The sequence below is a fragment of the Mesorhizobium sp. WSM4833 genome, assembly GCF_055811095.1.
Window position 1 is genome coordinate 216,427 of sequence record NZ_JBVVQG010000002.1, and the last position, 20,213, is coordinate 236,639.

A 20,213-nucleotide genomic window follows, 5' to 3' on the forward strand; every position below is an offset into this window, starting at 1 on the left:
CGCCGCTCACCCCACCCGCCTCCTCATCATCATCCCATAATGCACCGCCAGCAGATCGAGCCCCACCTTCAGCAGCTTCGTCACCACGTTCCGGCCCTCGCCGGTCTGCTCGGACAGGCGCTTGAGGGAACCGTCCGCGCAGCAGACTTGTCGTACCACGGCGGCCACCTCCCAATGGCCTAGCGCTCTTGTGGCGGCGGCATAGGCCCTGCCGGCGTCGAGAACGCTGTCGGCAATGCCGCCGCCCTCGCGGCCGCCGTCGATGCGCTCGGTCCAGCGCATCGGCTTGACATCAGCCTGCTGGCTGCAGCGGAAATCCTCGCGGTAGCGCAGCCCGGCCTCGCGCTGCTGGCGCGACAGCGAGGTGATGCCGACGAGCGCATCAATGGCGCGCAGCCGCACGATGCCGCCGGTCGCGGCGTAGCCGTCATTCGACACTTCGTAGACACGCACAGCCTCCAGCGTGCCCGCTGCCAGCCGCTTGCGGCCGAAGGCGTCATCCCTGAGCGCGAAATCATGGCCGATCTCGCGGCGTATGCGCACCTGCTCGGCCTCGCCCTTCGGCAATTTCGGCGCCTGCGGTTTTGCGGGTCTGGTCTTTTTGCTCATGGGAGGCTCCTGGTTGGGATGGTGGTGGGAGGCCGGCACGTGGCGATCCTTCGCGCGCCCTCGGCCCTGCCGGGCATCTCCCCACGCGGTGGCAGAGCGGAGCGGAGCGCTGCTCGGTTGGCCTTCAATGAACCGGAGGTCGTCGCCTCTTCGCCGCCGCGCCAGCATCCTTGCCGCCCGCCATCCAGGCTGATGGAACCGGCGCGAGCTTTCGACGTTATGTCGCGTCCATGCCAAGGGGAGGTTCGCCGATGACAGCCTTCATGCCGGTTACCGTGCGCTTTTGCGACAACAAAACCATGCTGGTCAGTTCGGTGGCCGGGGCCGCCGAGGCACTGCGCCACCAATGGCCCGACAAGACAGCGCCTGGCTATCTCGAGGCTTCCCGGCTGGTTACGCTCGCCGTGGACGGCATCTGCTGCCAGCGCATCGCGTTCGACGCCTTCACCAGGGCGGCCAAGCAGCAGAACATACTGGTCGACAGGCCCAAAAGCCGCGCCCATGACTGGCTGGATGCGGTGGCTAGCCCGTGAGGAGCGGGCGCCGCCCGAAAAATTGATGCAACCGGCCCCCAGCGGGGCGCGTTTATGGGTGCGGTAGCTGGAGCCGCGCGCAAAGCGAAGGTGAACGCCGTGGGTACGATGAAAACCGGAGTGCCGCTCAAAGTGCGGGTGGAAGATGAGATCGAAGAGATCGACAGCGTCAGCGAAGCCGCCGATTTTCTCCAGCGCTGGCCGCTGGAGCGACGCGGCCATGTCTACCGCAGCGCGCTGAACGCCTGCAGCGCGGCGATCGCCGCCCAGATTTCCGAAGCCGACGCCATGAAGGTGTTTACCGGCTTTGCCCGGGTGACCGGCATATTGGTCGGCGAGGGCAACCCGGCGGTAGCGATGGACGCAAGGAGCATGCAGAGCCGCACGCCCAAGCAAGGCGGGCAGATGCCGAAATAGGGCTTTGCTTCTTTCTCCCCGTTTACGGGGGTGAGGTGTGATCCGCGCAGCGGACGAAAAGCCAATTGCTTGGCTTTTCGAACAGCGAACGCTCGGCAGGGCATTGAGGGGCGGCGCCAGTGCTTCGGTAAGTGGCATCTGAATCGGATGCTTGAATTTCATGTCAGCTTCCATCCTGCCTCGTCAGCGCTGCCCCTCATCCGCCTGCCGGCACCTTCTCCCCGTGAACGGGGGAGAAGAGATCAAACCTCACCCCGTCGCAACAAATACGCGGCGCTGGAAGCGCGCCTGGTGGTAGGTACAATAGCTTTTCAGCGCCCCGGTGCGCATGCCGCAGCACAGCATGTCGGCGCCTGGGCGGCTGCCTGGCGCCCCCTCTTCGGCAATAGAAATGTCCGGATCCCCCTCCACCGTCAGATCCAGCGGCGCACGGCAGCGTGAAAACAGGCAATCGATGAAGCGCATCGCCACGCCATGCGGCTGCCGGCCGATGGCCGCGCGCGGCGGCGCCGGCGCCTCCAGGCGATAGGCCACGCCGTCGGCGATCAGCACGCCCACCTCGCGCACGAACGAATGCGCGCGCCTGGGCCGGGCCACTTCACGCGCATGGATGTCCTTGGCGGCAAGCACGCCCTCCATCTTGCCGACGACAGGCGTCGCTTTCGCCGACGCGCCACTCGCCCGCTTGCTTCCAGCGCGCTTGCCCACGGCCTGCCTGGATCGCGGCGGCAGCCCCTTGCCATTGGCAAAGCCGATCGCGCCGAGCATGGCGTTGCGGTGCACGATGCCGATGATGGCGTCGCGCGACACCGGACTGCCGCGCAACGCGCTGAACGCGACTGCAATCCTGGAGGCTGAGAAGCCATCCTTCAGCCAGCGGGCGATCTCGTGCAATTCCGCGTCGCTATAGCTTGCCATATCCAGCTCCATCCAAAGTTCGGCCGCGCGCCGTCGGGCAGCGTCAAGGTTCGACCCGGTCGCCAGGCCGCAGTCAGTTGTTTTTCAAGAGCCGGCTCTCAGCCGGCCAGCCTCAGCCGGCTTGGGCCGATTTCCCGCCGGCAAGGTGCAGAAGCCGCGCTTCGGCCGTGTTTCTGTCCAGGGCGGAAACCGCCCTGCCCGTCAGCCTGTCGAACAGGATGACGGTGCCGTCCTCGGTGCGGATGCAGGATCGGCCTGCCGCAAAAACAGCGCCGGCGCCATGCCGGCCGAATTGGGGGCCGAAGCCGCTGGGAGCGGCGGCTCCGGCCGTTCCGGTCGCCGGAGACAGGCGGCGGACCGGACCCGAGGCTCGTGCGGTCAGGCACTGGGCCTCGGGCTTCATCCGGGCCGGGGAGGAGGACGGCCGGGACGAAAGGGAATGGGCGGTTATGACCGCCGGGCGCGCCTCGCGTGAGGCCGGCGACTCGGCGCCATCAAAGCTGGACAGGTTTTGCATGACCGGATATAAGCATAACTCGAAAATACATGCAAGCCATTCTTTCATAGACGAGAGCGGCTTTCATCCCTCACATGGGCGCCATGGCAAAAACGGAACTGTCGATCAAGGTCGGAGCGGCGATCCGCAAGGCGCGCAAGCAGCGCGGCCTGGTCATGCGCCACATCGCCGAGCACAACGACACCGATGTCGCCGCCGTCGGCAACTGGGAAACCGGCCGCAATCTGCCCAAGACCGAGAACCTGCTGAAGACCGCCGCCTTCCTGCGCGTCGACCCGGTTGCGCTGGGCCAGGGGCAGGTCGTGTTTCTCGACGATGCCGGACCGGTTGCCGATGCGGAGATCGTCACCGATGCGGGTCCACTACCCGCCAGCTCGATGGACATCGAGGTGCTGGGCGCAGCTGTCGGTGGCGACGATGGCGATTTCACCTTCAACGGCGAGCCGGCGGGTTACGTCCAGCGCCCGCCGGGCGTGCGCAACCTGCCGAAGGTGTTCGCCCTGCACGTGCTCTCGGATTCCATGGTGCCGCGTTACGAGCCCGGCGACCTGATCTATTGCGGCGGCCGCGACGCCGTACCGGGCGACCATGTGGTGATCGAGACCTTCCCGGAGGAAAACGAGCGCAACGGCAAGGCCTTCATCAAAAAGCTGGTCAAACGCACGGCGGGCGAGCTGGTCGTCGAGCAGTACAACCCGCCGAAGACGCTGACCTTCAACCGCTACGCCATCAAACATGTCTGGCGCGTGATTCCGCTGAAGGAATTGCTGGGGTATTGAGCAAGGGACGCTCTTCCTTCTCCCCCTGCGGGAGAAGGAAGAACCAGCGCTGGCACCCACCCACTCAAGCCCGCCGCGATCCCTCCAGCGGCACATCCCTGTCGCTCAGCATCCGCGCTTCGCTGCGCACGCGCTGGCGCTCGTCGACAAACGCCGCCTGGATCGAAATCGCCGTCCCCGGCAGTCCGTCGGCGCGGCAGGCCGAACAGACGATACGGCCCGACAGAGCGGACAGCGGCGTATTCCCCGTCACCCCGAACCGCTTCAGCTGATCGGGTCGCCACCACCTGTTGCGGCCACAATCGGCGCACTCGACCGAGATCGAGGCGACATGCGCGATCGTTGGTTCCTTGCCCGGCAATGCCATCGCCCCTGCCTCGTATTTGTTCCTGATTTGTTCGTATATTCCTGTGTTTTACGCCGGGAGTCGAGTCGCAGTTTTCAAACTTTCCCAGAAGTTTTTCTTCTGGCGTAATTTGAGTTATGCTTTCATAAATGTATGAAAATGTGAGTCGGGCACGAACCTGCCCACTGCATCAGACCCGGGAGCGATAATGGACGCTTTTGCCGCCGATTTTGCCCGTTCCTGCGGCTACGCCGGCGACAGCCTGGCCTTGCTTGAAGCCTTCGAAGCGATCCGTCGCAGCGGCATCGCCCACGCCCGTCACGATCACGTCAGGCGCAAGGCGGTGATCGACGAGTTGAAACCGTCGGAGGCGCTGTTCCTGGCCGCTATCGGTCCGGCGCTCTCGGCGCAGGAGGCAATCGAGGACGCCGCCCGCTTCATAGCCTGCTGGCGCAACATACCGCGCTGGCGCCAGGAGCGGCGCCTGCCCGACCTGATCAGGGCCAAGCAGCAGCGCCTGGTGGCGCGCTATTTCCGCCGCCATGGCCACAGGCTCTGGGCAAGGGAAGCGGCGTGAGGACTGGACCAGCCGTTTGCGGGTTCCATCAGCCATTTTTTCTTTCTAGACTGCGCAGGGGTGGCTGACCGTTCGACGTGCATAGTTTGGAATGTTCAAGACTGCCCGCTCAAAATTTCAAACCTGGATAACGGCCGGCGCGGGAACCATCGCCGCCTTGCTCGTCGCCGGCCTGATGGGCGCGTTCGGCGCCCTGCCCGCCCACGCCCCGCCGCAATTGCCGCCCGATGCCGCCATCGATGCCGGGCGCTAGCGGGTCCAGCCCGCGCGCGCCTATGTCAGCCGCGCCAAGGTCTATGGCGTGGCGCTGAAACCAGGCCAGAAGGCGCTGGTCTTGGAGGCCGATCTGACCAATCGCACGGCGCAATCCGACAAGGCTTATTTCAACGTCTTCAAGCCGGACGGGATCGACCTGCCCGATTCCACGCCGATGATCGCGCTGGCCCGCGATTCGACGCTGACGCCGGAACTGCATCCCGGCATGACGGAACGCATGGCCTATGTCTGGCCGCTTGCCGGTAACGCCGCCGTGCCGGCAAATCTCAGCTTCGGCGTCACCGCCGAGATCTTCAAGCCGCGCGACAATCTTTACGGCACGCCGGGCTGGTTCAATTCCTATCGGCTCGGCACCGTCACCATGCCGGTCGCCGACCTGCCCGAGAGCGGCTCATGAGGATCCGCGCCATCGGCAATCTCCTGATCGTCGCCGCCACCGTGGTGCTCAGCTACGGCATGCAGGTGTCGAAGCCGCATTATGCCGAACTCACCGCGCCGATCCCCATTGATGGCGCCATGCACGACACGGTGCGGGCGCGCAGCTTCGATGTCCGCCTCGACAGAATGGTCTTTGCGCGCACGCTGAAGACCAACCAGTTCGGCCAGGAAAGGCTGCTGACCACCAGCGGCCTGTGGGCGGTGGCGACGACCAATCTCACCGCCACCAGCACCTCCACCACGGTCGCCGACGGCACCTGGCAAGGCCCGACCGGCCTGCGCTACCGCCAGACGGAGCGGCTCAACTATCGCCAGGATATGCCGCCACATGCCGTCGATCCAGGGCTGGAGAGAAGCGGCCTGTTCGTCTTCGAGTTGCCGGCCGACCAGATCCGAGGCGCCAGCCTGCTTATCGCCGCACGTCAGTTCGGCCCGCTCGACGCCCAGGCTCGCATCAGCCTCGATGCCGTTCCGACCGGTGCCGATGGTCAACCGGCGGATGTCTTGCCGCTATACGATCTCGACGCTCCTGCACCGCCGCAGGGCCAGACACGGCAGGGCAAGACATGAGCGCGGTTTCAACCGACATCGACCCAGCCGGCGGTGGCGAGAAAAAATGGCGACGGCGCGGTCTTGCCGCGCTCGCTATCCTGCTGCCGCTGACGCTGGCCGAAACCAGCTACGAGAGCATCCGTGAATGGCTGCATGGCGAGGACCTCATCGCCAGGGATGTCGAGTTTGGCCAAGGCGCGCCGTTCGGCGGCAGCGAATGGCGGCTGGCCGATTTGCGCGGCGGCAAGGCCGGCCGCTTGCCCGACCATGCCATGGCCGTCATCGCCACCTTCGCCGTCACGGTCGGCGATCCCGATCTGCAAAAGCAGTGGCTGGGCTGCAAGGTGATGCTGACCGACGCCGCCGGCCGCCGCTGGCTGCCCGACTTCATCCCCGGCGTCAGCCTGCCGGACGGCGTGATGAACTGCACCTCGGCGATCTTCTCCGGCGCCAAAAAGGGCGAAATCATCAGCGTCGGCGAGACCTTCATCGTGCCCGAGGATGCCATCGAGACCATCCGCCCAGCCGTTGGCCTGGGCAGCGAGCGCCCATGGTTCCTGCGTTTTCAGCGGCCGCCGAAGTGACAGCACCCTTCTCCCCGTAAAGAAAGCTCACTTCCCCGCCCGCTTCGCCATCGAAAACGCCGTCTCCAGCACGGCGGCGAGAAAGCATATGCGCAGCGGCTCGATCAGGATGCCGGTGGAAGAATCCTGGAACGGGCTGCCGAAGAGCAGCGTCACGGCATGCGAAAAAATCTGCCAGATATCGAGCTCGTGTGGGCCGATCAGCCGCGTCGCGCCGAGCCACAGCCAGGCCGCGCCCCAGTCGAGCAACCGGTAGCCGACCACCAGCGTGCACAACAGCACCAGGCTGGCGCTGACCGTCAGCCGCACGCCGTTGGCGATCGGCAGATAGCGCGAGCGGTAGCCGGCGATGAAATGCTCGACGAAATCGCGCAGGAATTTCGGCAGGCCGGCATAGCGCTGGCCGGCACGCTCCAGCCGGCCGTGCACGCGCATCAGGGCAGCATCGTCGCGCACATCATAGCCGTAGATCAGCGCCGCCATCACCAGCCAGATCAGCGGCAGGAGCATGAAGAAGAACAGGTTGATCGCAGCCGTCGACGGCGCGATCGAGGAGATCTCGACCGGCACCATGGGTGCGGCCGAGGCCATCGGCACCGGGTTTGCCAACCCGTCCACCGATGCCTGCAGGGCCGACCAGAAATTGCGGCTCATCAGCCATTGCAGGGCCGAATCCTTCCAGCGGCTGATCACGTAGAGACCGACGAAAATCCAGTTGGTCTCGCAGATCACCACGACGATCTGCCAGAACGACTCGGCACCTGTCTTAGCCTGCATGAATTTGGCCAGCCGGCGGATCAGCCACGACACCGCCACGGAGACCAGCAGCCAGCGCGAGTCGAGCACGTCGAGCACATCAGCGCTCTGGCCGAAATCGGCCTGGTCGAGTGTTTCGCGCGAATACTGCCGCACGATGTCGCCCAGAAATCCCCAGGCGGCATAATAGGCGAAGAACGGCAGAAGCGCGATGGTGATCATCCGCACCAGCCGCGAGCCGCGCCGGTCAGCCTCGGCACCCGGCTTCGTTTGCGTCTCGGTGGTTGCGGCCTTGTCGGCGCCGCGCTGCGCGGCCACCACATGCGGCAGGCCGGGGCGCAGCACGTGGAACATCGCCACCGTCACCACCAGCTGCGCCAGCGCCACTAGGGTCAGCATCGCCAACCCGGCGAAGTGATTGGCCAGCGCCACCTTCGCCGCCAGCAGCATGAGGAGATCGCCGACCAGCACGCCGGCCAGCACCAGGGCGATGAGCTGTGGCCAGAACCGCAGCAGCAGCGAAAAACCTAGGGTGATCGGTCTGATGATATCGGCAAACATGAGGTTCTCTCACGATGCCACCCGCCAAAATCTTTCTAGCAAAGCATGATTGTTTTGCAAGGAAGGGGGCTCCCCTTCTCCAACAGAGGGAGAAGGGAGAACCGTCCCCCTCACCTTCTTACCCTCGACTTCAGCCACCGATCAAACGCCACCGCCAGGATCAGGATGAGCCCGATGACGATGCTTTGCGTGTAGGACGAGACGTTGTTGAACTGCAGCCCGTTTTGCAGCACGCCGATGAGCGCCGCGCCCACCACCGTGCCGCCGACCGAGCCGATGCCGCCGAACAGCGAGGTGCCGCCGATGACGACGGCCGAAATGACGGTCAGTTCGTAGCCGATGCCCGCCACCGCTTCCGAGGAGTTCAGCCTGGCCGACAGCACGAAGGCCGCGAGCCCGGCGAAGAAGCCGACAATGACGTAGACCGAGACCAGGATGCGGTCGACGCGCAGGCCCGACAGCCGCGCTGCTTCCGCATTACCGCCGACGGCATAGACGGCCCGGCCATAGCGCGTGTAGCGCAGCACGATGTGGCACAGGATGGCGGCCGCCGCGAAGATCAGCGCCGGCACCGGCACCGGGCCGATCAGCCCGGTGCCGAACCAGCGCATCGAGGCGTCGAAGCCCGAGATCGGGCCGCCATTGGAGATGGTCAGCGTCAGCCCGCGAAACACCGTCAGCCCGCCCAGCGTGACGACGAAGGGCGGCACTTTCAGCCGGGTGATGACAAGTCCCTGCACGCCGCCGGCAGCGGCTCCGACGATGATGGCGGCCAGCAGCGCGGCGAACCAGCCGAACCCTTGCGTGCCGCTCGTCGACAGCGACAGCGTGTTGGCCGTGCCGCCCTTGGCGACCACGGCGGCGACCATGCCGCAGAAGGCGAGCAGCGAGCCGACCGACAGGTCGATGCCGGCGGTAAGGATGACGAAGGTCATGCCGAGCGCGATCAGCCCGGTGATCGAGATCTGCCTTGTGATGTTGAACAGGTTGATCGGGTCCATGAAGCTCGGCTTCAGCACCGTGAAGACGATGATCAGCGCCACCAGGAACAGCAGCGGCCCGAAGCTCATCAAAAGCCGCGCGAAGTTGATGCCGCCGCGCTGATCCTGCTCCCCCGCCACGCTCATAGTGTCTCCTTGCGGTCGAGTGCCATCAGTTCCATCAGTCTTTCCTCGTTTGCTTCGACGCCCGGCATCTGGCCGGTGATGCGTCCGCGGCGCATGGTGACGATGCGGTCCGAAACCGCCAGCACCTCGGGCAGTTCGGACGAGATCATCATCACCGCAATGCCGCGCGCCGCAAGCTGCACCAGGATCTGGTGCACCTCGGTCTTGGCGCCGACATCGACGCCGCGCGTCGGCTCGTCGACGATCAGCACTTTCGGATCGCGCGCCAGCCAGCGCGCCAGGATCACCTTTTGCTGGTTGCCGCCCGACAGGCCCTCGATCGCCTGCTCGGCCGAAGCCATGCGGATCGACAGCATCTTTCGAAACCCGGACAGCGCATCGCGCTCGCGCCGCTCGGCCATGAAGCCGAAACCGTTGCTGAAGCTGCCCAGCGAAGCGATGGAGAAATTCGGCAGGATGCCCAGCGCGGCAAAGATCGCCTGGTGCTTGCGGTCCTCCGGCACCAGGCCGATGCCGAGCGCAATGGCGTCCGCGGGCGATGCCGGGGCGATCGGCTCGCCGTCGAGCGTGATGGTGCCGGCCGCGATGCGGTCGGCGCCGAAGATGGCGCGCGCCAATTCGGTGCGGCCTGAGCCGACAAGCCCGGCGACGCCGAGGATTTCACCGGCCTTGAGGTCTATGTCGACGCCGTCGAGCACGATGGCGTGCGGCGCCTCGGGGTCGCGCACGGTGCGCAGGCCGCGCACCGACAGCACGACATCGCCGGCCACCGCGCGTTGCGCCGGCCGGGCGTAGAGCTCGGACGCCGCGCGGCCGACCATCTTCTCGATGATTTTCGGCAGCGCGATCGGCCCGCCTTCACGGTCGAGATGTCCGGCCAGCCGGCCGTCGCGCAGCACCGTCATGCGGTCGCATATGGCGGACGCTTCCTCCAGCCGGTGGGTGACGAACATGATGGCGACCTTGTCCTTGCGCAGCCGGTCCATGATCGACAGCAGCCGCTGCACCTCGGTCTCGGTCAGCGCCGAGGTCGGCTCGTCCATGATGATCAGCCGGCTTTCCAGCGACAGCGCCCGAGCAATCTCGACCAGTTGCTGCTCGGCCACCGACAGTGCCGAGACCGGCGTCATCGGGTCTATGGAGAGACCGACGCGGGCGATGATCGTGCGGGAATCTTCCTCCATCTTGCGCCAACTCACCAGCCCGAGCGGGCCGATCGGCGCGCGGCCGATGAAAATGTTCTCCGCCACGGTCAGCGTCGGGATCAGGCTCAGTTCCTGATAGATGGTGACGATGCCAAGCCGCTTGGCATCCTGCGGGCTGGAGGGATGATAATCGGCACCGTCGAAAGTGATGCGGCCGCCCGATGGCGGCATCACACCCGACAGGATTTTCAAGAGCGTCGATTTGCCGGCGCCGTTTTCGCCCAGCAGGCCGAGGATCTCGCCGGGGCGGATATCGAGCGAGACATCGCTGAGCGCGGTGACGCCCGAGAAATGCTTGGTGATGCCTTCGACGGCAAGCAGGATGGGTTCGGGCGAGGCGGCTTCAGCGGCTGGCGGCAAGGGTGGCTCCTTCCATGCAGTTGATGTCGCCTGTCAGCGCTTGAACGCCCCCCTCTGTCCTGCCGGACATCTCCCCCTCAAGGGAGATTGGCTGTGTCACCGGCGACACCTTTTCTTTCAACATTTGGGAACTGGCGAAAGCAGGAGGAACAGTCGATCTCCCCCCTTGAGGGGGAGATGTCCGGCAGGACAGAGGGGGGCGCTGTCCCGCCGGCTTTGCCAATCGGCCGATCCCCGCCAAACCCTACTTCGTCTCGCCAATCCGCTCCGCCTTGTCGAGATTGTCCTTGCCGATGACGATTGGCGTCAGCAGCACCAGCTTCTCCTTCGGCTCGGTCTTGTCCTTGGCAAAGGCCACCGCGATGCGCACCGCAGTGCGCGACTGCTCGCCGGGGAATTGCTCGACCGTGCCCGCAAGCTTGCCGTCGCGTACGGCGACCAGCGCTTCGGGCAGTGCATCGAAGCCGTAGATCTTGACGTCGGTGAAGTTGCGCGCGGCACAAGCCTCCATGGCGCCCAGCGCCATGTCGTCATTGGCGCAGACGATGGCGTCGGGTTTGCCGTTGGCGGCAAGGCCAGCCTCGGTCACCGACAGCGCCTCGGCGCGGGCGAAGTTGGCGGTCTGCTCGAAGACGATCTGATACTTGTCCTTCAGAGGATCGAGCACATTGTGCACGCCCTTGTTGCGGTCGATCGCCGGGCCGGCGCCGGGCTGGCCCTGCAGATGGAACAGCTTGGCACCGTTGGGAAACGCCGCCACCACGGCGTTGGCTTCCGCCTCGCCGCCCTTCACATTGTCGGCGCCAACATGGGCGAGGATGCCCTCGACGCCGTCTACGCGGCGGTCGATCGTCACCACGGGAACGCCGGCCTTGACCGCTTCTTCGATGGCCGGCGCCAGGGCGTTGACGTCGAGCGGCGAGATGACGATGGCGTTGACCTTCTGCACCAGGGCGGCCTCGATGTCGGCGGTCTGCTTGGTGGCCGAGTTCTGGCCGTCGCTTTCGGTCAGATTGACGCCTTGCGTGGCGGCTTCCGCCTTGATCTCGTTCAGCATGTGCACGAAGAACGGAAAACCGAGACTGGGCACCGAGCCAAGGATAGTGAGCTTGTCCTGCGCAAACACAGAAGGCGCGGCAACCATCATGGCGCCGAAAGCCGCGGACGACAGCAGGAATTCACGTCTGTTCATGGGATCCTCCTCCACAAGAACGCACGACCCGAAAACCGGGATCGGTTTCAGGAAGGATCATGCGTCGGTTCAAAGTGTGGAGCATCCTCCCTGCGCCCGAAAACGCATGCCGCTCCAGCTGGCCGCCGCTGTAAAAAGAGCCTCCCACCGACGCCTGCGCAGGGATGCTAACCCAGGGCCAACCATTTGTGCAACATCGATATAACAGCGGTGCCAGGCAAATTATCGGAATTGTCGGATTTTGGATTTCCGGCGTGGGGGCCGCTTTGTCGGAAGACCTCCAATGCAAGGCCGCCCCTCTGCTTCTCAATCCAGGAACGCCAGAACACGCTGCCAAAGCAGCGCCGCGGCTGTGTCGTTGTAGTCGGGCAGAGCTGGATCCGAGAAATAATGTCCCGAGTTTGGATAGCGGAAGATCCGCACATCGGTTTGCGCGGCCTCGGCGGCGTGCTGCCAGGCGCGGACATCCGGCTCGGGGAAGAACGGATCGGTGTCGGCGACATGCAATTGAACCGGCAGGCCGGGCCGGATGTTCGCAGGCACGGTTGCCAGCCCATGCAACAGCAGCACCTTGGCCGTCAGCGGCCGCAAGGCCCAGACTGACGCGACCACGCCTGCACCCATCGAAATCCCCGCCAGCACCGTATCGCCGGCGTCGAGGCCAGGGCATCGCGCGCCCTTTGGCAAATGACCTCCCAGCCGATCCGCGCCTTGATCGCGAAGCCTTGCTCGAGATCGTCCGTCGCCACGCCCGCATAGAGGTCCGGCAGCGAAACGGCGTGACCGGCGGCGCCCAGCTTTCCCGCAAGATGCCGCTCGTGCTCGCGCAGCCCCAGAACCGAATGAAACAGGATTATGTTCGCGGACATCCGGTCATGATACCTGCCGGCACATGCCGTCTCAACGGCTGGGTACGTCATGAGGCGTGCGGCTTCCATTCTCCCCGCGTGGCACTACTTTGGACTGAACCCAAAGCACTCGACTGGAGAACAACATGAAGCCGCAAATCATCTGCCATATGCTGGCATCCCTTGACGGCAGCCTCCACCCCAGCCGCTATACCTCGAGCCCCGATGGCACCCGGGCCGAGTGGTCGAGCCTCTACGAGCATATCCATAATGATCTCGCGGCTGATGCCTGGATCGTCGGGCGCGTCACCATGGCCGAGATGAGCAAGGCCGGCGCGCATCCGCCGGCCAATGCCGGCAAGGTCGACCGGCCCTATCATTTCGCGCAAATAGGTGCGGGCAGTTATGCCGTGGCGCTCGATGCCTCGGGCAAGCTTCACTTTTCCAAACCCGACATCGGTGGCGACCATGTCGTGGTGCTGCTTGGGCGCGACGTTGCCGACAGCCATTTGGCAGAGCTTGCCGCCGACGGCGTGTCCTATATCGTCGCGGAAACCGCCGATGTCGATCTCGCCGCGATGCTTGAGGTCCTCGGACGCGAACTCGGCATAAGCCGGCTGCTGCTCGAGGGCGGCGCCAGCATCAACGGTTCCTTCCTCGCCGCCGGGCTCGTCGATGAATTGAGCCTTCTCGTTGCACCCGCGATCGACGGGCGGGCCGCCAATCAGGGTTTCGTCGAGTTCGGCGAGAGCGGCCTGGCGGGCAAGACGCAGCTGTCCCTGAAGAGCTGCGAGGCGCTGGCGCATGGGCTCGTCCATCTGCGCTACGCGGTCAGCCCTGGAGCATAATCCCGAAAGGTCGCGGCGTGGCCCAGGGTCTCCGCGACGGAGCTGCGCTCCTGCTTCGTCCAGGGATGACGAAGTCAGAGACTTCGGCTCACCTCGAGCGTTGCTAAGCGCATCAATACCGCATGGCGTCGAGATCGGCGATCAGCGTCGGGCCGGTGGGGTGCCAGCCGAGCCGTGCCTGGGTCAGAGCGCTGGAGGCCGGCAGATCCATCGGCGCGAACATCGCCATCCAGCCGAAATGCTCCGCCGCCTTTTCCGGCGCAATGGAAACCACCGGCAATTTCAAACCCCGGCCGAGCGCCTCGGCGATAGCGCGCACTTCGACACCTTCCTCGCCGACCGCGTGATAGCGCGCGCCCGGCTGCCGCTTTTCCACGGCGAGCCGGTAAAGCCGCGCCGCATCGAGGAGGTGGCCCGCGGAGTAGCGATTGCGGCCTTCGCCGACATAGGCCGAGACGCCCCTTTCACGCGCGATCTCGATGAGCGGCGTGATAAGGCCTTGCTTGACCGGATTGTGGACCTGCGGCAGCCGCACCACCGACACATTGATGCCGGCGTCCAGCAAGGCATTGCCGGCCAGCTCCGAGGCGATGCGCGGATTGGGATGGCTGGCGTTGAAGACGTCCTCGATCGCCAACTGGCCATGCCCGGGGCTGCCCATGCCGACGCCGGAGGTGATCACCAGCGGCCGGTCGGAGCCGGCGAGCGCGGTGCCCAGTGCCGCGATGACGCGTTTGTCCTTTTCGCAATTCTCGGCAAACCGCGAAAAGTCGTGGTCGAATGCCGTGTGGATCACGCCGTCCGCCTTGGCCGCGCCATCGCACAGCCCTTCGGGCTCCTCGAGCGTTCCGCGATGCACTTCAGCACCGGCGGCGGCCAGCGCCTCGGCGCCGGCGTCGGAGCGGGTCACGCCGACCACCTGGTGGCCTGCCTTGATGAGTTCGGGAACGATCGCCGAACCGATGAAACCGGTCGCGCCGGTGAGAAAGATACGCATGCAAAATCTCCTGTACAGTTGCCTGCGTAATATTGCCGGTCTATTATTCTATTAAAGTAGTGATCTTATCGTGGTATAATGGCTAACAGGATGCCTTCCAATTCCGGCTCACTAGCAGCGTTCCTCAAAGACCGGCGCACCCGGCTTGATCCCGCATCATTCGGGTTTTCCGGACGCAGACGCACGCCGGGGCTGCGCCGCGAAGAGGTCGCACAGCGCGCCAACATCAGCCCGACCTGGTACACATGGCTGGAACAGGGCCGCGGCGGCGCACCCTCGGCCGATGTCCTCAACCGCATCGCCAAGGGGCTGCTGCTGACCGAGGCGGAGCGCGAACATCTTTTCATGCTCGGGCTGGGGCGCCCGCCCGAGGTCCGCTACAGGGGCGTCGAAGGCGTCAGCCCCCGGCTGCAGCGCCTCATCGACACACTCGATGCCAGCCCCGCCATAGTCAGGACCGCTACCTGGGACGTCGTTGCCTGGAACCGTGCCGCGAGGGTCGTGCTGACCGACTACAGCACCCTGCCCGAGGGCGAGCGCAACATTCTGCGCTTCATGTTCCTCAGTCCCCATATCCGCGCTAGACAGCACGACTGGCAAAACCTCGCCCGTTTCGTGGTGGGCGCGTTCCGGGCCGATGCGGCACGCGCCGGTGCTGTCTCCGAGGTGCGTGAACTCGTCGACGAACTCTGCAGCGCCAGCCCCGAGTTTGCCGCCCTGTGGCGGGAAAACGGCGTGCTCAGCCATGGCGACGGGACAAAGCGCCTGAAGCACCCGGAACTTGGCGATATCGAACTGGAATATTCGGGCTTCGCGGTCGACGGCCGGCCGGATTTGAGCCTGACCGTCTACAACCCGGTCGACAGCGCCGTCGCCGACCGTATTCGCACGCTGGCCCTCACCCGACACCCCAAAGAGTAAGGGCGGGACGACCTATCCGCTGCGATGACTCCCGCCCGCTCTCAAGCGCGCTCGCAGACCGCCTTCAGGATCTGCAAGGTCGGTCCCCAGTAGAGATTGGCGTGCGGACGGATCGCCGGTTCGGCGAAGTCGCTGAGCGTCAGTGTCAACAGTGTTCCCCCATCCGCCGGCGCCAGGTCGAAGCTGACCACGGTGTGATTTTCGGGCACGTCCGCCAGACGCGAGGCCGACAGTGTGCTCCAATAGCTGTAGGCGAAGCTCATTCCCGGCTCAAAAGTGCGGATGGTGCCGTGGTTTTCGAACGGTATTCCGTGCAGCAGTCCGCGCATGACGATCGCGCCGCCGGCCTGCCCTTGCAGGCTGACGGTCAACGCCTCGTCGGACATCCATTGCGGGATCATTTCTGGCGTCGTTAGTATCCGCCAGACCTTGGCCGGCTCGGCACCGATGACGACGGTCTTGGTTATCGGCGCAGCGGACTCACTCATGGGGTGCAGATTATAGCGGATGCGGCGGCGACAATATCGCTGTTCCAGGCGGTACGGATGCCGCCATTGCCCCTTGCCCTGTATAGGGAGACAGCACCACGCTTGCGAAGCCATTGCAGCCCGTGGCATCTGTCGGCTCCACCAGCGCAGACGGCACCATGACACCACGGCAGACACGGCAGAGCGGCAGGCAGGGGGCGCCCGGCGTCAGTCTCAACCGGGCGCTGTCGAAGCTCGGCCTGTGCTCGCGCACACAGGCCGAGGTGCTGATCGCCGAAGGCCGCGTGCGTGTAGGCGGCAAGGTGGTGCGCGATGCGGCGCTGCGCGTCGACCTCGACCGCGACCGCATCGTCGTCGACGACAGGCCGGTGGTTGCCGAGCGCAAGGTCTACCTCATGCTCAACAAGCCGCGCGGGCTGGTCACCACCCGCGAGGACCCGCAGCAGCGCGACACCGTCTATGCCTGCCTGGAAGGGCTCGACCTGCCCTTCGTCTCCCCGGTCGGCCGCCTCGACAAGGCGAGCGAAGGCCTGCTGCTGATGACCAACGACACCCGGTTTGCCAACCGGCTGATGGACCCGGCTTCGCATCTGCCGAAAACCTATCACGTGCAGATCGGCACGGTACCGGATGCTCCGATGCTGGAGACGTTGCGCGCCGGCGTGATCGTCGACGGCGAGGTGCTCACCGCGAACGCGATCGAACTTTTGCGCAGTGGCGGCCGCACCGCCTGGCTGGAGATCATGCTCGACGAAGGCCGTAACCGCCACATCCGTCGCCTGCTCGCCGCGCACGGCGTCGAGGTCCTGCGCCTCATCCGCATCGCCATCGGCCGCCTGCCGCTCGGCGACCTCGCCAAGGGTACGGCACGGCATTTGACAGCAGAAGAGTTGTCGCTGCTGAGGGGGTAAGCAGGGCGTGCCGCTGGTGCAGGCGCACGGCGATCCCTCCTGACGGAAAGCTGTCAGCAGGCCTGGCCTATAGGTCGGATGGGAGCCGGCCACGGCTTCAACGATCAGGGAGCCAATGCAATGAATTTCGTCTCCGTCCGCATCATCACGTCGGACGTCCAGCGTCTCGTTCACTTCTACGGTGAGATCACCGGCATGCCCGTGACGGTGTACACGGAAGACTTCGCCGAACTGGCGACGCCGACCTGCACGCTGGCGATCGGCAGCACACGCACCTTGATGCTGTTCGGCGGCGACATCGCCCGCCCCGCCGACAACCACACCGCCATCATCGAGTTCCGCGTCGGCGACGTCGATGCTGAATTCGCCAGGCTCTCGGACCTCCTCAGGAATATCACTGTGCAGAAGCCGACCACCATGCCCTGGGGCAACCGCTCGCTGTTGTTTCGCGACCCTGACGGCAATCTGGTGAATTTCTTCACGCCGGTAACCGCTGAGGCGATCAGGAAATTCGACAGATAGGCGTAAGCGGCGCCGCTGGCCGAAGCTGCTCTATTTCTGGTTCCATTTCCGGATGACCGGCTCGCTCAAATCATGCTCGTAGCCGAGCACGCTGATGCTGGCCGTATCGAGCACCAGCAGCGCGCCGCCCTCCGGCGGCAGCCCGATCCAGCGCGCCGCCAGCACGCGCAGAAAATGTGCGCTGGAAAACACCAATATGCTGGCATTGGCCTCGCGCAGCCCAGCGATAATCCTGTCGGCCCGCGCGCCGACATCGGCCGCCATCTCGCCCTTTGGACACCCATCGCGAAACACATTCCAGCCGCGGCGCTCGGCCAGGATCTGTTTTGTCGTCAGCCCCTCATAGGCGCCATAGTCCCACTCCTGCAGATCGTCCTTCTTGACGCCCTGCGCGCCGAAGCCGGCCAGTACGCTGGTATTGTAGGCGCGCTGCGACGGGCTCGACCATACGGCCGAAAAAGACAGGCCCTCGAGCCTGTCCGCGAGACCCCGCGCGGCGGCCTCGCCAACCGGGGTCAACGGCATGTCGGTGCGGCCGGTATGCTGCCCCGAAAGGCTCCATGCCGTCTCACCATGCCGGACCAGATGGATTTGGGGATACGAGTTGCTCATGGACTGCCTTTCAATGTCACCGGCACCTTAGGCGACGATGCGGCAAAGGGGAATCCGCTTGGTACAAGACTGCGTGGTCGCCTGGCCTTGATCCGCGGCGGGGCCGGCCCTGTGATCGGCCCGAGGCCGCAACTATATCAAGGCCAGCCCTCCACAAGGCTCCCGCCACCTCAAGGGCATCGGCCCTTGCGCAACAGGTCATGTCATCATGTACAAACATTTGCTCATCGCCACGGACGGATCGGAACTGGCCGACAAGGGCGTTACCCACGGCCTGACATTGGCCAAGGGCCTCGGCGCCTCTGTTACTTTCATCACCGTCTCCGAACAATTCCCGATCTTCGCCTGGGGCGGCGCCATGGCCGGCTACGCCGCCGGCGATGAACTGGCCGCCTATCAGGAAGAGGCGCGCAAATACGCCAAGGAAGTTCTCGACAGGTGCAAGGCATCGGCCGACGCCGCCGGCGTCTCGGCGGAGGTCGTGCATGTCGAGGACAAGCGGCCCGCCGAAGCCATTCTGGAACTGTCGCAGGCCCTGGGCTGCGACCTGATCGTCATGGCTTCGCACGGCCGCCGCGGGCTGGGCAAGCTGCTCCTCGGCAGCCAGACGGCGGAAGTGCTGTCCTACACGGAGATCCCGGTGCTGGTCGTGCGCTAGGGCTACTACGGATCGCATGCTCCATCGAACCGGGTAATGACAATGTCGTTACGCTGTGCTAGATATGCGCGACGAAGGAGCCGTCCATGCCAACGTCACATCATCCGGTGCCGAAGAGCGTTCCGCTCAACATCCGCGTCAAGCCGGAAGTTCGCAATCTGATCGACCGCGCAGCCGAATTGCTCGGTAAGAATCGCACCGACTTCATGCTTGAAGCCTCGCAACGCGCCGCTGAGGAAGCGTTGCTCAACCGTCTCGTGTTTACCGTCGAACCGGATGTCTACGCTGCGTTTCTGGCACGCCTCGACGCGCCGCCGCAGCCCAACGACCGATTGCGCCGCACGATGACGACAAAGGCTCCGTGGGAAGCTGCGTGACGCTGTCGGTCCCGGTTCCACTCGCGGATCATCACGAACTCGGGGAATTTTCGTCGGGCATTACAGCGCTCGACGATTGGTTGAAAAAACGTGCTCGCACCAATCAAGCGGGCGGTGCATCCCGGACCTATGTGACTTGCAAAGGCAACCGTGTGATTGGCTACTATGCCGTTGCCAGCGGCGCCGTGAAAATGGTCGAAGCTTCCAGCCGTTTCCGGCGCAACATGCCCGATCCGATCCCCGTCGCAGTGCTAGGCAGGTTGGCCATAGACCAAGCCTATCACGGTCGGGGCATCGGTCGGGCGCTGGTAAGGGATGCCGGTCTACGAATTCTCCAGGCTGCTGAAATACTGGGCATCAAAGGCATAGTGGTGCATGCGATTTCCGACGATGCCCGAGCTTTCTACATCACCATCGGGTTCGAGCCCTCGCCGGTCGAGCCGTTGACACTCATGGTCACGCTCGCTGATCTCAGCGAAAGCATTGGCTGACGACTTCCTGCCAGTGCTCTGGGGAAGTCCGGCGCCTAGAACACCAACTCCCCCACGAGATAGACCCCAAGCGCCAGCAACCCCGCGAAGAACACTTTGCGGAAGGTCTCGACGCTCATCTTCTGGCGCAGCGCCTGGCCGGCGAACATGCCGGCCAGCGCCGGCGCAAAGGGCTGCGACCGACCCCACCAGTTGCGCACTCGGCGACGCCAGGGCGCCTGCCTTGAACAACCCGATGGCGAGCGCCGCCGTCGACACGGTGAAGGACAGGCCGAGCGCCTGGATCAGGTCTTCTTTCTCCAGCCGCAGCGACTGCAGATAGGGCACCGCCGGGATGACGAAGACGCCGGTGGCGCCGGTGACCAGCCCGGTCGCCACCCCGACCAGCGGTGACATCAAGGCTTCGCGGCGCGCCGGCGTGGTGAAGCCGGCTTTGGCGAGGCCGAGAATGGCGTAAAGCACCAGCGCCGCACCGAGCCCGGCCGAGGCAACGCCAGAGTGTGTGCCGGTCAGCAGGCCGGCGCCGGCAACGGTGCCGAGCATCACGCCGGCCATCATCGTCCACAGCCGCTTGCACAGCCGGCCGAAGGACGGGCCGGTCAGCAATTGCCAGAGGTTGGTAACCAGCGACGGGATCAGCAGCAGTGCCGCGGCCTGTGCTGGCGGCATCGTTACCGCCAGCAGCCCCATCGCCACGGTCGGCAGCCCCATGCCGACGACGCCCTTGACGAAGCCGGCGGCGAGGAACACGGCGCCGATCCAGGCGAGGATGCCGGCGCTCAGCATGATCGTA

At 65.0% G+C, this 20,213-nt stretch carries 28 protein-coding genes and 1 pseudogene; 15 read left to right on the plus strand and 14 right to left on the minus strand.

The features are described from left to right. Positions 1-6: 6 nt before the first annotated feature. Positions 7-609 carry a DUF6456 domain-containing protein gene (locus AC0L2D_RS04190; RefSeq protein WP_473540428.1) on the minus strand — a complete coding sequence of 201 codons (603 nt, stop codon included), beginning with the start codon at positions 607-609 and terminating at the stop codon, positions 7-9. Between the two features lie 251 nt (positions 610-860). Here AC0L2D_RS04190 and AC0L2D_RS04195 point away from each other — a divergent pair, with 251 nt between their 5' ends. Beyond that, positions 861-1,142, plus strand: a complete 282-nt coding sequence (locus tag AC0L2D_RS04195) for a DUF982 domain-containing protein (RefSeq protein ID WP_013530587.1) — start codon at positions 861-863, stop codon at positions 1,140-1,142. Between the two features lie 108 nt (positions 1,143-1,250). Then, positions 1,251-1,559: a DUF982 domain-containing protein gene (locus AC0L2D_RS04200; protein WP_063170292.1), complete on the plus strand. Its 309-nt coding sequence runs from the start codon at positions 1,251-1,253 to the stop codon at positions 1,557-1,559. Positions 1,560-1,808: 249 nt separating this feature from the next. Here the strand turns inward: AC0L2D_RS04200 and AC0L2D_RS04205 are convergent, their stop codons facing one another. Both AC0L2D_RS04205 and AC0L2D_RS04210 read right to left on the minus strand, forming a co-directional pair. Beyond that, complete coding sequence (locus AC0L2D_RS04205; protein ID WP_473540429.1) at positions 1,809-2,477, minus strand: GcrA cell cycle regulator; 669 nt, start codon at positions 2,475-2,477, stop codon at positions 1,809-1,811. 112 nt (positions 2,478-2,589) lie between these two features. Then, a complete protein-coding gene (locus tag AC0L2D_RS04210; RefSeq protein ID WP_473540430.1) occupies positions 2,590-2,880 on the minus strand; it encodes a hypothetical protein in 291 nt (96 codons plus the stop codon). A 188-nt stretch (positions 2,881-3,068) separates the two neighbouring features. Between AC0L2D_RS04210 and AC0L2D_RS04215 the strand changes: the two genes are divergently transcribed. Beyond that, positions 3,069-3,773, plus strand: coding sequence for an XRE family transcriptional regulator (locus AC0L2D_RS04215; RefSeq protein WP_013530583.1), 705 nt, complete (start codon positions 3,069-3,071; stop codon positions 3,771-3,773). 64 nt (positions 3,774-3,837) lie between these two features. Here the strand turns inward: AC0L2D_RS04215 and AC0L2D_RS04220 are convergent, their stop codons facing one another. Beyond that, positions 3,838-4,140: a hypothetical protein gene (locus AC0L2D_RS04220; protein WP_024501757.1), complete on the minus strand. Its 303-nt coding sequence runs from the start codon at positions 4,138-4,140 to the stop codon at positions 3,838-3,840. A 187-nt stretch (positions 4,141-4,327) separates the two neighbouring features. On the opposite strand from AC0L2D_RS04220, the gene AC0L2D_RS04225 reads away from it, so the two are divergent. The 5 genes from AC0L2D_RS04225 to AC0L2D_RS04245 all read left to right on the plus strand — a co-directional run bounded on the left by AC0L2D_RS04225 (position 4,328) and on the right by AC0L2D_RS04245 (position 6,546). Continuing rightward, a complete protein-coding gene (locus AC0L2D_RS04225; RefSeq protein ID WP_473540431.1) occupies positions 4,328-4,696 on the plus strand; it encodes a hypothetical protein in 369 nt (122 codons plus the stop codon). A gap of 91 nt (positions 4,697-4,787) precedes the next feature. After that, positions 4,788-4,949: a hypothetical protein gene (locus AC0L2D_RS04230; protein WP_473540432.1), complete on the plus strand. Its 162-nt coding sequence runs from the start codon at positions 4,788-4,790 to the stop codon at positions 4,947-4,949. A 48-nt stretch (positions 4,950-4,997) separates the two neighbouring features. After that, positions 4,998-5,369, plus strand: a complete 372-nt coding sequence (locus AC0L2D_RS04235; RefSeq protein ID WP_473540433.1) for a hypothetical protein — start codon at positions 4,998-5,000, stop codon at positions 5,367-5,369. Further along, positions 5,366-5,980 carry a hypothetical protein gene (locus tag AC0L2D_RS04240; RefSeq protein ID WP_473540434.1) on the plus strand — a complete coding sequence of 205 codons (615 nt, stop codon included), beginning with the start codon at positions 5,366-5,368 and terminating at the stop codon, positions 5,978-5,980. Before AC0L2D_RS04235 ends, AC0L2D_RS04240 begins: the two co-directional genes overlap by 4 nt. Next, positions 5,977-6,546: a hypothetical protein gene (locus tag AC0L2D_RS04245; protein WP_473540435.1), complete on the plus strand. Its 570-nt coding sequence runs from the start codon at positions 5,977-5,979 to the stop codon at positions 6,544-6,546. The genes AC0L2D_RS04240 and AC0L2D_RS04245 overlap by 4 nt, the downstream gene beginning before the upstream one ends. A 27-nt stretch (positions 6,547-6,573) precedes the next feature. On the opposite strand, the gene AC0L2D_RS04250 is transcribed toward AC0L2D_RS04245, so the two are convergent. From AC0L2D_RS04250 to AC0L2D_RS04275, 6 genes are all read right to left on the minus strand, one after another. After that, positions 6,574-7,863, minus strand: coding sequence for a hypothetical protein (locus AC0L2D_RS04250; RefSeq protein ID WP_473540436.1), 1,290 nt, complete (start codon positions 7,861-7,863; stop codon positions 6,574-6,576). Between the two features lie 110 nt (positions 7,864-7,973). Next, entirely contained in the window at positions 7,974-8,990 is a 1,017-nt protein-coding gene (locus tag AC0L2D_RS04255) for an ABC transporter permease (RefSeq protein WP_013530576.1), read from the minus strand. Further along, the gene (locus AC0L2D_RS04260) at positions 8,987-10,555 is read right to left on the minus strand and encodes a sugar ABC transporter ATP-binding protein (protein ID WP_473540437.1); all 1,569 of its coding nucleotides are present in this window, start codon (positions 10,553-10,555) and stop codon (positions 8,987-8,989) included. The genes AC0L2D_RS04255 and AC0L2D_RS04260 overlap by 4 nt, the downstream gene beginning before the upstream one ends. A 244-nt stretch (positions 10,556-10,799) precedes the next feature. Then, positions 10,800-11,747 carry a substrate-binding domain-containing protein gene (locus AC0L2D_RS04265; RefSeq protein ID WP_013530574.1) on the minus strand — a complete coding sequence of 316 codons (948 nt, stop codon included), beginning with the start codon at positions 11,745-11,747 and terminating at the stop codon, positions 10,800-10,802. A gap of 306 nt (positions 11,748-12,053) precedes the next feature. Next, positions 12,054-12,434, minus strand: coding sequence for a dienelactone hydrolase family protein (locus tag AC0L2D_RS04270; RefSeq protein ID WP_473540438.1), 381 nt, complete (start codon positions 12,432-12,434; stop codon positions 12,054-12,056). Beyond that, positions 12,326-12,616, minus strand: a complete 291-nt coding sequence (locus tag AC0L2D_RS04275; RefSeq protein ID WP_473540587.1) for a hypothetical protein — start codon at positions 12,614-12,616, stop codon at positions 12,326-12,328. Before AC0L2D_RS04275 ends, AC0L2D_RS04270 begins: the two co-directional genes overlap by 109 nt. Positions 12,617-12,741: 125 nt before the next feature. Here AC0L2D_RS04275 and AC0L2D_RS04280 point away from each other — a divergent pair, with 125 nt between their 5' ends. Then, positions 12,742-13,443, plus strand: coding sequence for a RibD family protein (locus AC0L2D_RS04280; RefSeq protein ID WP_127366234.1), 702 nt, complete (start codon positions 12,742-12,744; stop codon positions 13,441-13,443). 112 nt (positions 13,444-13,555) lie between these two features. Here the strand turns inward: AC0L2D_RS04280 and AC0L2D_RS04285 are convergent, their stop codons facing one another. After that, positions 13,556-14,440 (minus strand): SDR family oxidoreductase, encoded by an 885-nt coding sequence (locus AC0L2D_RS04285; protein ID WP_064994003.1) that lies wholly within the window; start codon positions 14,438-14,440, stop codon positions 13,556-13,558. A gap of 78 nt (positions 14,441-14,518) precedes the next feature. On the opposite strand from AC0L2D_RS04285, the gene AC0L2D_RS04290 reads away from it, so the two are divergent. Continuing rightward, positions 14,519-15,361: a helix-turn-helix transcriptional regulator gene (locus tag AC0L2D_RS04290; protein ID WP_063168648.1), complete on the plus strand. Its 843-nt coding sequence runs from the start codon at positions 14,519-14,521 to the stop codon at positions 15,359-15,361. 41 nt (positions 15,362-15,402) lie between these two features. On the opposite strand, the gene AC0L2D_RS04295 is transcribed toward AC0L2D_RS04290, so the two are convergent. Then, positions 15,403-15,849, minus strand: coding sequence for an SRPBCC family protein (locus tag AC0L2D_RS04295; protein WP_473540439.1), 447 nt, complete (start codon positions 15,847-15,849; stop codon positions 15,403-15,405). A 158-nt stretch (positions 15,850-16,007) separates the two neighbouring features. Between AC0L2D_RS04295 and AC0L2D_RS04300 the strand changes: the two genes are divergently transcribed. Together AC0L2D_RS04300 and AC0L2D_RS04305 are read left to right on the plus strand one after the other, a co-directional pair. After that, positions 16,008-16,760 carry a pseudouridine synthase gene (locus tag AC0L2D_RS04300; RefSeq protein ID WP_064994005.1) on the plus strand — a complete coding sequence of 251 codons (753 nt, stop codon included), beginning with the start codon at positions 16,008-16,010 and terminating at the stop codon, positions 16,758-16,760. A gap of 120 nt (positions 16,761-16,880) precedes the next feature. Then, positions 16,881-17,282: a VOC family protein gene (locus tag AC0L2D_RS04305; protein ID WP_013530567.1), complete on the plus strand. Its 402-nt coding sequence runs from the start codon at positions 16,881-16,883 to the stop codon at positions 17,280-17,282. 30 nt (positions 17,283-17,312) lie between these two features. Here the strand turns inward: AC0L2D_RS04305 and AC0L2D_RS04310 are convergent, their stop codons facing one another. Next, entirely contained in the window at positions 17,313-17,894 is a 582-nt protein-coding gene (locus tag AC0L2D_RS04310; RefSeq protein WP_473540440.1) for a histidine phosphatase family protein, read from the minus strand. A gap of 208 nt (positions 17,895-18,102) precedes the next feature. Between AC0L2D_RS04310 and AC0L2D_RS04315 the strand changes: the two genes are divergently transcribed. The 3 genes from AC0L2D_RS04315 (at position 18,103) to AC0L2D_RS04325 (ending at position 19,420) form a co-directional block, all read left to right on the plus strand. Beyond that, entirely contained in the window at positions 18,103-18,552 is a 450-nt protein-coding gene (locus AC0L2D_RS04315; protein WP_127366237.1) for a universal stress protein, read from the plus strand. An 86-nt stretch (positions 18,553-18,638) separates the two neighbouring features. After that, on the plus strand, positions 18,639-18,929 hold the full coding sequence (locus AC0L2D_RS04320) for a type II toxin-antitoxin system TacA family antitoxin (protein WP_013530564.1): 291 nt from the start codon (positions 18,639-18,641) through the stop codon (positions 18,927-18,929). Beyond that, on the plus strand, positions 18,926-19,420 hold the full coding sequence (locus AC0L2D_RS04325) for a GNAT family N-acetyltransferase (RefSeq protein ID WP_473540441.1): 495 nt from the start codon (positions 18,926-18,928) through the stop codon (positions 19,418-19,420). The genes AC0L2D_RS04320 and AC0L2D_RS04325 overlap by 4 nt, the downstream gene beginning before the upstream one ends. A 35-nt stretch (positions 19,421-19,455) precedes the next feature. Here AC0L2D_RS04325 and AC0L2D_RS04330 read toward each other — a convergent pair. Next, positions 19,456-20,206: pseudogene (locus AC0L2D_RS04330) on the minus strand (sulfite exporter TauE/SafE family protein). Positions 20,207-20,213 lie beyond the last annotated feature (7 nt).

Coding starts and splice junctions, on each gene's coding strand:
- AC0L2D_RS04210 (WP_473540430.1), bottom strand. CDS start 2,880: ATGAAGCCCGAGGCCCAGTGCCTGACCGCACGAGCCTCGGGTCCGGTC.
- AC0L2D_RS04315 (WP_127366237.1), top strand. CDS start 18,103: ATGTACAAACATTTGCTCATCGCCACGGACGGATCGGAACTGGCCGAC.
- AC0L2D_RS04245 (WP_473540435.1), top strand. CDS start 5,977: ATGAGCGCGGTTTCAACCGACATCGACCCAGCCGGCGGTGGCGAGAAA.
- AC0L2D_RS04265 (WP_013530574.1), bottom strand. CDS start 11,747: ATGAACAGACGTGAATTCCTGCTGTCGTCCGCGGCTTTCGGCGCCATG.
- AC0L2D_RS04285 (WP_064994003.1), bottom strand. CDS start 14,440: ATGCGTATCTTTCTCACCGGCGCGACCGGTTTCATCGGTTCGGCGATC.
- AC0L2D_RS04280 (WP_127366234.1), top strand. CDS start 12,742: ATGAAGCCGCAAATCATCTGCCATATGCTGGCATCCCTTGACGGCAGC.
- AC0L2D_RS04290 (WP_063168648.1), top strand. CDS start 14,519: ATGGCTAACAGGATGCCTTCCAATTCCGGCTCACTAGCAGCGTTCCTC.
- AC0L2D_RS04240 (WP_473540434.1), top strand. CDS start 5,366: ATGAGGATCCGCGCCATCGGCAATCTCCTGATCGTCGCCGCCACCGTG.
- AC0L2D_RS04310 (WP_473540440.1), bottom strand. CDS start 17,894: ATGAGCAACTCGTATCCCCAAATCCATCTGGTCCGGCATGGTGAGACG.
- AC0L2D_RS04250 (WP_473540436.1), bottom strand. CDS start 7,863: ATGTTTGCCGATATCATCAGACCGATCACCCTAGGTTTTTCGCTGCTG.
- AC0L2D_RS04275 (WP_473540587.1), bottom strand. CDS start 12,616: ATGTCCGCGAACATAATCCTGTTTCATTCGGTTCTGGGGCTGCGCGAG.
- AC0L2D_RS04225 (WP_473540431.1), top strand. CDS start 4,328: ATGGACGCTTTTGCCGCCGATTTTGCCCGTTCCTGCGGCTACGCCGGC.
- AC0L2D_RS04230 (WP_473540432.1), top strand. CDS start 4,788: ATGTTCAAGACTGCCCGCTCAAAATTTCAAACCTGGATAACGGCCGGC.
- AC0L2D_RS04295 (WP_473540439.1), bottom strand. CDS start 15,849: ATGAGTGAGTCCGCTGCGCCGATAACCAAGACCGTCGTCATCGGTGCC.
- AC0L2D_RS04255 (WP_013530576.1), bottom strand. CDS start 8,990: ATGAGCGTGGCGGGGGAGCAGGATCAGCGCGGCGGCATCAACTTCGCG.
- AC0L2D_RS04190 (WP_473540428.1), bottom strand. CDS start 609: ATGAGCAAAAAGACCAGACCCGCAAAACCGCAGGCGCCGAAATTGCCG.
- AC0L2D_RS04305 (WP_013530567.1), top strand. CDS start 16,881: ATGAATTTCGTCTCCGTCCGCATCATCACGTCGGACGTCCAGCGTCTC.
- AC0L2D_RS04320 (WP_013530564.1), top strand. CDS start 18,639: ATGCCAACGTCACATCATCCGGTGCCGAAGAGCGTTCCGCTCAACATC.
- AC0L2D_RS04200 (WP_063170292.1), top strand. CDS start 1,251: ATGAAAACCGGAGTGCCGCTCAAAGTGCGGGTGGAAGATGAGATCGAA.
- AC0L2D_RS04300 (WP_064994005.1), top strand. CDS start 16,008: ATGACACCACGGCAGACACGGCAGAGCGGCAGGCAGGGGGCGCCCGGC.
- AC0L2D_RS04220 (WP_024501757.1), bottom strand. CDS start 4,140: ATGGCATTGCCGGGCAAGGAACCAACGATCGCGCATGTCGCCTCGATC.
- AC0L2D_RS04195 (WP_013530587.1), top strand. CDS start 861: ATGACAGCCTTCATGCCGGTTACCGTGCGCTTTTGCGACAACAAAACC.
- AC0L2D_RS04205 (WP_473540429.1), bottom strand. CDS start 2,477: ATGGCAAGCTATAGCGACGCGGAATTGCACGAGATCGCCCGCTGGCTG.
- AC0L2D_RS04215 (WP_013530583.1), top strand. CDS start 3,069: ATGGGCGCCATGGCAAAAACGGAACTGTCGATCAAGGTCGGAGCGGCG.